The 12,183-nt window shown below is 64.5% G+C and carries 12 protein-coding genes; 2 read left to right on the top strand and 10 right to left on the bottom strand.

The genetic code is table 11. The features are described 5' to 3' along the window. Positions 1 to 68: 68 nt before the first annotated feature. Together HDG37_RS02135 and HDG37_RS02130 are read left to right on the top strand one after the other, a co-directional pair. Positions 69 to 695: a DUF47 domain-containing protein gene (locus tag HDG37_RS02135; RefSeq protein WP_184043927.1), complete on the top strand. Its 627-nt coding sequence runs from the start codon at positions 69 to 71 to the stop codon at positions 693 to 695. Beyond that, positions 695 to 1,705 carry an inorganic phosphate transporter gene (locus HDG37_RS02130; RefSeq protein WP_184029113.1) on the top strand — a complete coding sequence of 337 codons (1,011 nt, stop codon included), beginning with the start codon at positions 695 to 697 and terminating at the stop codon, positions 1,703 to 1,705. The genes HDG37_RS02135 and HDG37_RS02130 overlap by 1 nt, the downstream gene beginning before the upstream one ends. 141 nt (positions 1,706 to 1,846) lie before the next feature. On the opposite strand, the gene HDG37_RS02125 is transcribed toward HDG37_RS02130, so the two are convergent. The 10 genes from HDG37_RS02125 to HDG37_RS02085 all read right to left on the bottom strand — a co-directional run bounded on the left by HDG37_RS02125 (position 1,847) and on the right by HDG37_RS02085 (position 12,026). Next, positions 1,847 to 2,653 (bottom strand): SDR family oxidoreductase, encoded by an 807-nt coding sequence (locus HDG37_RS02125; protein ID WP_090804571.1) that lies wholly within the window; start codon positions 2,651 to 2,653, stop codon positions 1,847 to 1,849. A gap of 51 nt (positions 2,654 to 2,704) precedes the next feature. After that, on the bottom strand, positions 2,705 to 3,856 hold the full coding sequence (locus tag HDG37_RS02120) for an NlpC/P60 family protein (RefSeq protein WP_184043925.1): 1,152 nt from the start codon (positions 3,854 to 3,856) through the stop codon (positions 2,705 to 2,707). 212 nt (positions 3,857 to 4,068) lie between these two features. Continuing rightward, positions 4,069 to 5,916 carry a PhoH family protein gene (locus HDG37_RS02115; protein WP_184043923.1) on the bottom strand — a complete coding sequence of 616 codons (1,848 nt, stop codon included), beginning with the start codon at positions 5,914 to 5,916 and terminating at the stop codon, positions 4,069 to 4,071. A gap of 103 nt (positions 5,917 to 6,019) precedes the next feature. Continuing rightward, complete coding sequence (locus tag HDG37_RS38960; protein ID WP_260321379.1) at positions 6,020 to 6,154, bottom strand: hypothetical protein; 135 nt, start codon at positions 6,152 to 6,154, stop codon at positions 6,020 to 6,022. 117 nt (positions 6,155 to 6,271) lie between these two features. Then, positions 6,272 to 6,733: a peroxiredoxin gene (locus tag HDG37_RS02110; protein ID WP_090804577.1), complete on the bottom strand. Its 462-nt coding sequence runs from the start codon at positions 6,731 to 6,733 to the stop codon at positions 6,272 to 6,274. A gap of 218 nt (positions 6,734 to 6,951) precedes the next feature. Then, complete coding sequence (locus tag HDG37_RS02105) at positions 6,952 to 7,845, bottom strand: polysaccharide deacetylase family protein (protein WP_184043921.1); 894 nt, start codon at positions 7,843 to 7,845, stop codon at positions 6,952 to 6,954. Positions 7,846 to 7,855: 10 nt separating this feature from the next. Beyond that, positions 7,856 to 8,902: a bifunctional UDP-4-keto-pentose/UDP-xylose synthase gene (locus HDG37_RS02100; protein ID WP_184043919.1), complete on the bottom strand. Its 1,047-nt coding sequence runs from the start codon at positions 8,900 to 8,902 to the stop codon at positions 7,856 to 7,858. Then, positions 8,899 to 9,828, bottom strand: coding sequence for a formyltransferase (locus HDG37_RS02095; RefSeq protein WP_184043917.1), 930 nt, complete (start codon positions 9,826 to 9,828; stop codon positions 8,899 to 8,901). The genes HDG37_RS02100 and HDG37_RS02095 overlap by 4 nt, the downstream gene beginning before the upstream one ends. Beyond that, positions 9,825 to 10,868 carry a glycosyltransferase gene (locus HDG37_RS02090; RefSeq protein WP_184029067.1) on the bottom strand — a complete coding sequence of 348 codons (1,044 nt, stop codon included), beginning with the start codon at positions 10,866 to 10,868 and terminating at the stop codon, positions 9,825 to 9,827. The genes HDG37_RS02095 and HDG37_RS02090 overlap by 4 nt, the downstream gene beginning before the upstream one ends. Before the next feature lie 6 nt (positions 10,869 to 10,874). Further along, complete coding sequence (locus HDG37_RS02085; RefSeq protein WP_090805742.1) at positions 10,875 to 12,026, bottom strand: DegT/DnrJ/EryC1/StrS aminotransferase family protein; 1,152 nt, start codon at positions 12,024 to 12,026, stop codon at positions 10,875 to 10,877. Positions 12,027 to 12,183 lie beyond the last annotated feature (157 nt).

The following is a 12,183-nucleotide window of genomic DNA, read 5'->3' as shown; positions in this document are numbered from 1 at the left end:
ATGATGGCGGAACGGTACAATATGGCGGTTTTATGTCAGCCATAACGTGACCCATTTCCAGGATCCCAATGTTCGGTCGATTCATGCCCACCGAGGGCAAGTTCTTTGAAATCTTCAATGCGCACGCAACGTGCATCATCTCGGCAAGCCGCGAACTCGAACTCCTGATCGACAATCTGCAGGACGCCGAAACCCACAAGCAGAACGTACAAAAGGCCGAGAAAGCGGCCGACAAGCTCACGCACGAAGCCATCGACCTGCTGCACAAGACCTTCATCACGCCGCTTGACCGCGACGAGATCCACAAGCTGATCACGACGATGGACGACATCCTCGACCTGATGGAGGACGTCGCCACCGCGATCTCGCTGTACGACGTGCAAGCGGTCACGTCGGAGGCGAGCCAGCTCGCGCATATCTGCACGGCGACCTGCGAGCGCGTGCAGTTCGCGGTCAGCCTGCTGTCGGACATGAAGCAGGCGAGCCAGATCCTGAAGGCCTGCGAGGACATCGACCGGCTCGAATCGGAAGCCGACAGCGTGCTGCGCGCGGCGATGTCGAAGCTGTTCCGCGAGGAAGACGACGTCAAGGTCCTGATCAAGCTCAAGGCGATCTACGAGCTGCTCGAAACGATCACGGACAAGTGTGAGGATGTGGCCAACATTATCGAAGGCATCGTGCTGGAAAACGCATAATGCAATCGATACAACTCGCTATCTGGGTCGTCACCGGCCTGGTTGCCATTGCTTTGGTGTTCGACTTCATGAACGGCTTTCACGACGCGGCGAATTCGATCGCCACGGTCGTGTCGACCGGCGTGCTGAAGCCACAGCAGGCGGTGGCGTTCGCGGCGGCGTTCAACGTCATCGCGTATTTCGTGTTTCACCTGAAGGTGGCCACGACCGTCGGCAAGGGCACGATCGACCCCGACATAGTCGACCACTACGTGATCTTCGGCGCGTTGGTCGGCGCGATCGCGTGGAACGTGATCACCTGGGTCTACGGCATTCCGTCCAGTTCGTCGCACGCGCTGATCGGCGGCCTCGTGGGTGCGGCGCTCGCGAAGTCTGGCTGGGGATCGCTGAACTGGGATGGCCTGATGAAGACCGTCGCGTTCATCTTCATTTCACCGCTGCTCGGCTTCGTGCTCGGCTCGTTTTTCATGCTGCTGGTGTCGTGGCTGTACTTCCGCACGCCGCCTAGCAAGGTCGACCGTCGCTTCAGGCGTCTGCAATTGTTCTCCGCCGGCCTGTACAGCCTGGGTCACGGTGGCAACGACGCGCAGAAAACCATCGGCATCATCTGGATGCTACTGATCGCCACCGGCTTCGCGTCGATGAAGGCGGACGCGCCGCCGCTGTGGGTGATCGGCGGCTGCTATCTGTCGATGGGTCTCGGTACGCTGTTCGGTGGCTGGCGCATCGTGCGCACGATGGGCCAGAAAATCACGAAGTTGAAGCCGGTCGGCGGCTTCTGCGCGGAGGCGGGCGGAGCGATCACGCTTTTTACCGCCTCGGCGCTCGGCATTCCCGTCTCTACCACGCATACGATCACCGGCGCGATCGTCGGAGTCGGCGCGACGCAGAAGCTGAGCGCGGTGCGCTGGGGTGTCGCCGGCAACATCGTCTGGGCCTGGATTCTGACGATCCCGGCTTCCGCGGTGCTGTCCGGCGGGGCCTGGTGGCTGGGCCACCACTTCCTGTAATCACCATGCGATGCAGGCCTGCGCTGCCGGGTTCGGCTGAGTTTGGCTGAACAGCACGCGCGGGCTTCGGCTACATGCCGCCCATGGCATCGCACCGGTGTCCCTACGCAGTTCGACTAAAAAGCGCGTTGCACGACGCGTTCAGATCAGCGGCGCATTCGCACCATCCATCGGAATGATCGCGCCCGTCACATAGCTCGCCCGGCGGCTCGCGAGGAACAGCGCCACGTCGGCGATTTCCTCCGGCTTTGCATAGCGCCCGAGCGGCATCCGGGCCTGGCCGCGCGCCAGCGCTTCGTCGTTGCCAATGCCTTGCTGCGCCGCTTCCAGCCGGACCGCTTCCTCGACGCGCTCGGTCAGCGTCGAGCCCGGATTGATCGCGTTGATGCGGATGCCATAGCGCGCGTAGTAGTGCGCGAGGCCGACGGTCGCGAGCATCAGCGCCGCGTTGGCCGCGCCGCCTGCGATATGGATGTCGCTCGCGACCTTGCCGCCCATGCCGATGATGTTGACGATCGTGCCCGGCTCGGCACCGCCGTTGGCTTTCGCGCGCTCGGCCATACGGCGCAGCACTTCCTGCTGCGGATAGATATACGGGAAATACTTCGCTTCCATCGTCGCGCGGAATGCGTCGGCATCGAGCGTCTCGGGGTCGTACCGGCGCGCGGCGCCGGCACTGTTGATCAGTACGTCGATCGGGCCCACGGCGGTGCTGACTTCCTCGACGATATCGGCGGCGCTGTGCGCTTCGTGCAGGTCGGCGCGCGTGCGGTGCACGTGGAATCCTTCCTGTTTCAGCTGTTCGTAGGCGCGCGCAAGGTTGGCGGGGTCGCGCGACACGATCGCGACCTTCGCGCCTTCCTGTGCGAAGGCGCGCGCGCACGCGAAACCGATGCCTTTGCTGCCGCCGGTGATGAGCACCACCTTATTTCTGAGCCCGAGTTCCATGGTCGTTACCCGCCGTCGAAAGAATATCGATGACGATAGCAGATCACGGCGTCAGAAGTTGCCGTTCGCGAAACGGGCGATCGGGTCGTCGCTGCTTTGCGTGGGTGCGGGCACGCCGTGGGAAGCCGTCGACGCACGCATGAGCTGCACGGATCCAGTGCCTTCGGTCTGCTGCATCTGCCGCGCCTGGCGTTCCGCGATGGAGGCGGGTGGCGGCGGTTCGAAGGCATCGGCGGCGGCGTCGATCGGGTCGGGTGAAGGTTGGGCAAGGGTGCGAGCGGTCGTCGCGGACTGCATCGGTTGAGCGGGCGAACGAGCGCCGCTTTCATACGTGCTCGTCTGAGCCGCGGGGACCATCGTCGCTGCCACGGCGCCCGCTGAGCGTGCCTGCAACTGCGCGGCGCCGAGGCCCGACGGCGGCGGCTCGAATTGATCGGCTTGCACGACGGGCGTGCCGCGGCCTGCACGGGTCGCCGGCGGCGCGCTCGCGACCGGCCGGGCCGTTGCCATCGACGCCGGGCTGGACAGCGCCGTCGGGCCCGCGTAGATCGACGCTGCCGGAGCTGCCACGGTTGTTGCCGTGCCCGTCGCCGCGGCCGCAGCACCTCGCTCGGTTTGCGGCGCCGCAGCCTGATAGCTCGGCGTATCGAACGGCGCCGGCGTTGCCGCCGGTCCCGCCATCCGGCGGATGCCGTCGAAGCGCTTCGCCCAGTAGGGATTGGTCAGATAGTCGAGCCGCACGGTGCCGCCCGTCGATGGCGCGTTGACGAAGCGCAGCTTGCCCACGTAGATGCCGACGTGCGAATGCGCGCGCCCCGTCGTGTTGAAAAAGATCAGATCGCCTGGCGCGATTTCGTCCGGTTCGATCGACTCGCCGCGCCCGCTCATCTCGGCCGTCGTGCGCGGCAGGTTCACCGACGCCGCGCGCAGCACGACGTACCGCACGAGCCCGCTGCAATCGAAGCCGCTGTCGGGCGTATTGCCGCCCCAACGGTAGGGCACGCCGACGAGACTCATCGCCTGAATGGAGATTTCCTCGCGGCCGATGCTGTGATCGACGAAGTGGGGAAAGTCGGGCGGCGGCGCGCGATAGGCGCCGTTCGCGACGACGCTGCCGCCTGACCCGCGCGACGTCTTCTGCGGCGCACCGGCACAGGCGGCGAGCAGCAGGACGGGCAGCAGCGATAAGGCGAGTCGGCGCATGAAGACGGCACGGGCGGTAAGCGCCCGTTTACTCACTGACGATGTCGGGATGGTAGCCGCCCAACAAGGCTGCGGCAAGAATTGTTGATAAATTACTTGAAGTTTGTGCGCTAAGTGTTGCCTGCGTGGAACGCCCACGCAATAAAAAGGGCCGCGTCCAGAACGAACCGGACGCGGCCTGCGATCAAACGCCAAAAAAAACCGGCAAACCGCTAGAGAATCTCCGACGCGTAATCAGCGAGGCGCGAGCGCTCGCCGCGCGCGAGCGTCACGTGTCCGCTGTGCGCCCAGCCCTTGAAGCGATCGACCACATAGGTCAGGCCCGAACTGCCCTCGGTCAGGTAAGGCGTATCGATCTGCGCGATGTTGCCAAGGCAGATGATCTTCGTGCCCGGACCCGCGCGCGTGACGAGCGTCTTCATCTGCTTCGGCGTCAGGTTCTGCGCCTCGTCGATGATCAGATACTTGTCGACGAACGTGCGGCCGCGCATGAAGTTCATGCTCTTGATCTTCAGGCGCGAGCGGATCAGCTCCTGGGTCGCGGCGCGGCCCCATTCGCCGGCGGCGTCGTCGGTTTTCTGCAGCACTTCGAGGTTGTCGTCGAACGCACCCATCCACGGCTGCATCTTTTCCTCTTCGGTGCCCGGCAGAAAGCCGATGTCTTCGCCGACCGGCACCGTCGCGCGCGTCACGATGATCTCGTTGTAGCGCTTGTCGTCGAGCACCTGCGCGAGACCCGCCGCGAGTGCGACCAGCGTCTTGCCGGTGCCGGCCTGGCCGAGCAGCGTGACGAAGTCGATGTCCGGATTCATCAGCAGGTTCAGCGCGAAGTTCTGCTCGCGATTGCGCGCCGTGATGCCCCACACGTTGTTCTTGTGGTGGCCATAGTCACGCAGCGTTTGCAGCAGCGCGGTCTTGCCGTTCAGTTCGCGCACCAGCGCATGAAACGCGGGCTCGCCGTTCTGCGGCTCCAGATAAACGAACTCGTTGACCAGCATCGATGCGCACAGCGGACCCGTCACGCGGTAGTACGTGGTGCCGGTTTTCGTGTCCTGCCAGCTTTCCATGCCCTTCGCGTGCCGGGTCCAGAAGTCTTGCGGCAGCGCGCGGATGCCCGTGTACAGCAGGTCGCTGTCCTCGAGCACCTGGTCGTTGAAGTAGTCTTCGGCGGGCAGACCGAGCGCATGCGCCTTGATGCGCATGTTGATGTCTTTCGACACCAGCACGACCTGGCGATCCGCGCGATCGCGCTGCAGCGCGCGCACGACGCCGAGGATCTGGTTGTCGGCCTTGCCTTCGGGCAGACCTTCGACCGGCTCGATCGCGGTCAGCCGGGTCTGGAAGTACAGCCGCCCGGACGCCTCGCGGCTGCCCAGACGCGCGAGCGAAATGCCGTCGGCCATGTCGCCCGCGTTCGCGACGAGCGCGTCGAGCGTGCGGCTCACCTGACGCGCGTTACGCGCGACTTCCGACATTCCCTTCTTGTGGTTGTCGAGCTCTTCCAACGTCATCATCGGCAGATAGACGTCGTGCTCCTCGAAGCGGAACAGGCAGCTCGGATCGTGCATCAGCACGTTGGTGTCGAGCACGAAAAGCTTCTGCACCTCGGCTGGCGTGGCGCCCGTGCCACGTTTCTTGCGCGTGGCCGCAGGGCTCGCTGCGGCGGGCGCGGCGGCTGTTTCGTCCGTGCGCTGCTTCGCGGCGGGCGCGCGTGCGACGACCGGCTGCGCTTCGGCCGCGTCGGCTTCGAGCTGCGCTCGCGCGGACGGAACCGGCTGCAACAGAGCGGCGGTCTGCCTGGCCTTGCGGCCGCGCGCGGGCGCGGGTTGCGCGGCGGGCGGCGACTCGACGGCGGGCACGGGCCACAACGTAGTGGCGGCGTTGGCGGCCTGCGCCATCGGTGTGGCGACATTGGCGCGGCCGTAATCGGCCGACTCTGCGGATTCCCCTTCACGCGCCTGTTTTTTCGTGGTGGAGCGCGCGGGCGTGACGGCTTTGGCCTTGTATTCGTCAGCCGACAAAAGATTGCCGAGCTTGTTGGGGGGAGTAGGCAAAGGCATGGTTTCCCTCGAAATGATCGGGTCACATATCGTGCGCCGCCCGTCGCATTCTGACGATGCCCTCACGGGACATCGAGTCTGCGCGAGGAGGCGCGCATTCGGTCTAGAGATGCCGGTTCGCCTGGTTTTCGATAGGCTCCTTGACGGAAGCGCGTGAACCGATGAACGAACGGTCGCGCGCAATTAAAAAAGCCGCCGCCCCGGCATTCGGGGCAAGCGGCTCGACGATGATGCTCACGTTGCGCCTCACGCTCCGAACGGCACCGGTGGATCCGGTCAGGCGGCCGTCAGGGCTGGCGCTGCGGAGAACAATGTGGGGTGGACAGGCACTCATTGCGGGCCAATATAACGCGCATCAAAGCGCTTGTACAGCCTCCAGAATGTCGTCGACGTGGCCCGGCACTTTAACGCCGCGCCACTCGTGGCGCAGCACGCCATCGGCGTCGATGAGGAACGTGGAGCGCTCGATTCCCCGTACCTCTTTGCCATACATTTTCTTCATTTTGATGACGGCGAAGAGGGCGCACAGCGTTTCTTCCGGGTCGGAAATCAGCGGGAAGGGTAGTTCGAGCTTAGCCTTGAAGTTGTCATGTGAACGCAGGCTGTCGCGCGACACGCCGATCACTTCCGCGCCGGCTTTCTTGAACTTCGGATACAGATCGCGGAACTGCAACCCTTCGGTCGTGCAGCCCGGCGTGTTGTCCTTCGGATAGAAATACAGCACCACCTTCTTGCCCCGCAGCTTTGACAGCGTGATTTCGCCGCCCGTCGCGGCGGCGGTGAAGTCGGGGATGGGTTGGTCGACTGCGATGGACACGAGGTTCTCCGGTTATTGGGGCTGGCGTCGCTAGGTGCCGCGGCGTCGGCCGGTCTGTCGTCGAGGTTGTTGTTGTTCGGGAATACGGTCGGCGCGCGGTTGTCCGATCGTCAGACCCGGCAGGAAGCGGGCAACAGGCGGGCAACGGGCGGGCAACGGGCGGGCAACGGGCGCGCAACAAGCGGCGCGCCTTCCAACGACTCCCGCGTCGCGGGCCTTCAGGGCTGGACGATCAGTTCGCCTGAGCGTCCCGGAATCTCGCCCCACGCGACAGGGTACGATGGCAGCGTCTCGCGGTCTAGCGTGGCGTAGTAATCGCCCATCGTCGCGAACGTGTGGCCCTGGGCGCGCCAGCCTTCGAGCAACTGTTCGAAAACCGGCGCGAGTTTCTGTCCTTCGAGTTCGGCGTGCAGCGTGAACACCTGGTCGTGCGGATTTTTTTCAGTTTGTTTCAGCATCCACGCGGCGACGTTGTGCGTATCGACACCATCGACACCGAGCACTTCGTCGAGCGTCGGGAGCGTGGTCGGCAGCTGCACGTGCTTCAGCGTCCTGCCGTCGACCACCGGCAGATATGGCGAGTGGCCGCGGCCGTCGGAAGCGTAGCGCATGCCCCACGCGTCGATCTGCTCGAACGCGTGGCCGTTCATCTGCCAGCCCGCGGCGCCGTGCGTGACGGGCGGCGCGCCGAATATCTCGATGAACCGCGCGTGGCTCCGCTGCATCTGCGCGACGGTCCACGCGCGATCTTTGGCGCGCACGTTGTCCTGCCAGTACACGTGATCCCACGTATGGATGCCGCACTCGAAGCCGGCTTCGTGGATCGCGCGCATCTCGGCCGCGGCCTTCGCGCCGATGTCCGGACCGGGCAGCAGCACGCCGTACATCAACTGCCTGACGCCGTAATGCTCGAGCACCGACGTGCGCGACACCTTCTTCAGAAAGCCCGGCCGCAGCACACGGCGCATCGCCCAACCGGTGTGGTCGGGCCCGAGGCTGAACAGGAAGGTGGCGCGCGCCTTGAAGCGGTCGAAGATGCGCGCGAGATGCGGCACGCCTTCGCGGGTGCCGCGCAGCGTGTCGACGTCGATCTTCAGGACGATGCGAGCCAAGGACGCGCCCTTATTGCTGTTCGACGAGTGCGCGGGCTTCCGCGACGTGGCCGCGATACGCTTCGAAAATCTTGCGCAGCGCTTCGTCGAAAGTCGACGTGGGTGCCCAGCTGAGTTCCTGCTTCGTATTGTCGATCTTCGGCACGCGGTTCTGCACGTCCTGATAGCCGTTGCCGTAGTACGCGCCCGACGACGTTTCGACCAGTTGCACCTTCCTGGCCGAGTCCGCGTACTCGGGGAATTCGGCCGCGAGTGTCAGCATCTTGTGCGCGAGCTCACGCACCGAGAAGTTGTTGATCGGGTTGCCGATGTTGTAGATCTTGCCGGTGGCGACGCCGTTCTTGTTCTCGATGATCTTCATCAGCGCGCTGATGCCGTCGTCGATGTCCGTGAACGCGCGCTTCTGCGCGCCGCCATCGACGAGGCTGATGTTCTCGCCGCGCACGATGTGGCCGAGGAACTGCGTGACCACGCGCGAGCTACCTTCCTTCGGCGTGTAGATCGAGTCGAGGCCCGGGCCGATCCAGTTGAACGGACGGAACAGCGTGAAGTTCAGGCCTTCCATGCCGTAGCCCCAGATCACGCGGTCCATCAGCTGCTTCGAGCACGCGTAGATCCAGCGCGGCTTGTTGATCGGGCCGTACGACAGCTGCGATTCTTCCGGATCGAACTGCTCGTCCGTGCACATGCCGTAGACCTCGGAGGTCGACGGAAACACCAGATGCTTGCCGTACTTGACGGCTGAACGCACGATCGGCAGGTTCGCCTCGAAGTCGAGTTCGAACACGCGCAGCGGCTGCTTCACATACGTTGCGGGCGTGGCGATCGCGACGAGCGGCAGAATCACATCGCACTTCTTGACGTGATATTCGACCCATTCCTTGTTGATCGTGATGTCGCCTTCGAAGAAGTGCATCCGCTCATGATTGACGAGGTCGCCGAGACGTTCGGTCTGCATGTCCATCCCGAACACTTCCCAGTCGGTGGTTTCGAGAATGCGTTTGGACAGGTGATGGCCGATGAAGCCATTCACACCCAGAATCAGGACTTTTTTCATGAATGAGATTGGATGAGCTGGGCGAACTCCGCCGGACTGACGGCAGACTCGCCGCCGTCGTGCTGGTGCCGCAATTCGTGGATGTTGATCGCGCGGCCGTCGCCGCAGATCGCGAAAACGGCATTATCGCTTACGTGCAGGCCCGGGGGCAAATCCGAGCGGAGCGCGCCGGGCGCGGCCAGACGCGCGCGCGCGACGATGAAACGGCGCCCGTTCAGCTCGGTGAAAGCGCCCGGATACGGCGGCGCGACCGCGCGGATCAGGTTGTAGACCTGTTGCGCGGACTGATTCCAGTCGATGCGGCCGTCTTCCGGTTTGCGCCCGCCGTAGTAGCTGCCATGCGCGAGATCGTTCGGCAGATGCGGCGCCTCGCCCGCGAGCAGCGCCGGCAGCACGCGCCACAGCGTTTGCTCGGCGGCGACCGTGACCTTGTCGAAGACCTGCGCGGCGGTGTCGTCGGGCAGGATCGGCACCGGTGTTTGCGCAATGATCGCGCCGGCGTCGGGCTTCGCGGCCATTTCGTGCAGCGTTGCGCCGGTTTCGTTTTCGCCGTTGAGCACCGCCCAGTTGGTCGGCACGCGGCCGCGATACTTCGGCAACAGCGAGCCGTGCATGTTGTAAGCACCCCGTGCGGCGATCGCGAGCAGGTCGAGCGGCAACATGTGGCGGTAGTAGAACGAGAAGATGAAGTCCGGCCGCGCGGCGCTCACCGCGGCGCGCAGTTCGGGGCTCTTCGGATCGGCCGGCGTGACGACGGCAATGCCGTGCCCGGCTGCCACCGATGCGACGCTGTCGAACCAGATGTTCTCGCTCGGGTTGTCTTCGTGGGTCACGACGAGCGCGACCTCGACGCCGCGCGCGAGCAGCACCTGCAGGCAGCGCACGCCGACGTTGTGATACGCGAATACGACGGCGCGCGGCTTCATGGATGGTGTCCCTGGTCGGCGACCGGCACCGGCTGCACGCCTTGCACGACGGTCTGACGCGGCGCTTCGGCGACGGCCCCGCCGTCGCGTTGCTCGAGAATGGTCTGCACCAGATAACGCGGCCGCGCACGCACCTGCTGATAGATCCGGCCGATGTATTCACCGAGCAGGCCGAGCGCGAAGATGATCACGCCGAGCAGGAAGAACGTGATGGCGAACAGCGTGAACACACCTTGCACTTCCGCGCCGATGATGAAACGGCGAATCAGCAGCAGGACGAACAGCGCCGCAGACCCTAGCGACAGGATCACGCCGATGAACGACAGCCATTGCAGCGGCACCACCGAGAAGCCGGTGACGAGGTCGAAATTCAGACGGATCAGCGAGTACAGCGAGTACTTCGACTCACCGGCGAAGCGTTCCTCGTGCGCGACCTCGATTTCCACCGGATTTTGCGCGAACGTGTACGCGAGCGCCGGGATGAACGTGTTGATTTCGCCGCAGCGGTTGATCGTATCGACGATATGGCGGCTGTAGGCGCGCAGCATGCAGCCCTGGTCGGTCATCTTGATGCGCGTGATGCGCTCGCGCAGATGATTCATCGCGCGCGACGCCTTGCGGCGCCACAGGCTGTCCTGGCGCTGCCGACGGATCGTGCCGACGTAGTCGAAACCTTCGCGCATCTTCGCGACGAGCTTGCCGATTTCCTCGGGCGGATTCTGCAGGTCGGCGTCGAGCGTGATCACGATGTCGCCGCGCGACTGCTCGAAGCCCGCGAGAATCGCCATGTGCTGGCCGTAGTTGCCGTTCAGCAGGATCACGCGCGTGGTGTCGGGGCGCGCGCGGAACTGCCCGGCGAGCAGCGCCGCGGATTTGTCGCGGCTGCCGTCGTTGATGAAGATCACTTCATAACCGGTGCCGAGCGCGTCGAGCGCCGGATAGAGGCGCGCGAACAGCGCAGCCAGTCCGGCTTCCTCGTTGTACACCGGAATGATGATCGACACTTCCGGTGCGACGGCGCGATGTTCCGAATAAGTCATGTCCGCTTATTTTCCGTAGTGTTCGCAAATTTCGTTGACCGCGCGGCACACGCGCTCGACGTCGCCTTCGTTCATCAGCGTGAAGAGTGGCAGCGTGACGGTGGTGGCGCCGAAGCGCTCCGCGTGCGGGAACATGCCTTCCTTGAAGCCGCGCGCGCGGTACAGGGAAAACAGGTGCAGCGCCGGGTAGTGCACGCCCGAGCCGATGCCGCGCTCCTTCAGCTCGCCCATGAAGCCGGCGCGGTCGATCGACAGTTTTTCGAGCGGCAGCGTGATCTGGAACATGTGCCAGTTGCTGTTTTCGAAGTCCGCGGGCGGCAGGCCGACGCCGAGCTGAACGGCCGCGCCGCCTTCGAGTTGCGCGAAGTACGCGCGCACGAGCTTCTTGCGCTGCGCGATGAAGCGCTCGAGATGCGGCAACTGGCCGAGGCCGACACGCGCGGCGACGTCGGTCAGGTTGTACTTGCCGCCGAGCACGTCGCAGTCCATGCCGTCGAAGCCGGTGCGCGTGATGCCCTGCAGCCGGTACTTCTGCGCGAGCACCGCTTCTTCCTCGTTGTTCAGCACCAGCGCGCCGCCTTCGACCGAGGTCAGGTTCTTGTTCGCGTGGAAGCTGAACGACACGATGTCGCCGAGCTTGCCGATGCGCTCGCCGTTCCAGGTGGAGCCGAATGCCTGCGCGGCGTCTTCGATCACGCGCAGCTCGTGCGCGCGGGCGATCCCGTACAGACGGTCCATGTCGACCGGCAGGCCCGACAGGAACACCGGCAGCAACGCCTTGGTGCGCGGCGTGATCGCTTTTTCGAGCAGGTCGAGATCGATGTTGCGCGTGATCGGGTCGATGTCGGCGAACACTGGCGTCGCGCCGGTTTCAAGGATCACGTTACAGGTCGACACCCAGGTGGCCGGCGTCGTGATCACTTCGTCGCCGGGACCGACGCCGGCGATGCGCAGGCCGATTTCGAGCGTCGCGGTACCGGAATTGAAGGTGCGCACCGGGCGGCCGCCGCAGAACTCGGACAGCGCGGCCTCGAACTTCTGGTTCTGCGGGCCGGTGGTGATCCAGCCGGAACGCAGCACGTCGGCGACGCCCTGGATCGTTTCCTCGTCGATCTCGGGTTTGACAAACGGCAAAAACGGGACTTGTGACTGGCTCATGAATGCATCGCTCGATTGAAAGGGGCGCGGCCCGACGGGCGCGAAGTAAACCACAAACTACCCGCAAACCCAAGGCCGCGGCTTAAAAAACGCAACCGCACAGCTTACCGCGGCCTACCTTACGTCTCGCTTAGGCGGCGCGTGTGCCGCGCGGGTT

The sequence above is a fragment of the Paraburkholderia sp. MM5384-R2 genome (genome assembly GCF_014201025.1).
GTDB classification, from domain to species: domain Bacteria; phylum Pseudomonadota; class Gammaproteobacteria; order Burkholderiales; family Burkholderiaceae; genus Paraburkholderia; species Paraburkholderia tuberum.
Note: the sequence above shows the minus strand (reverse complement) of the source record. Positions and strands in the feature narration are given on the sequence as shown.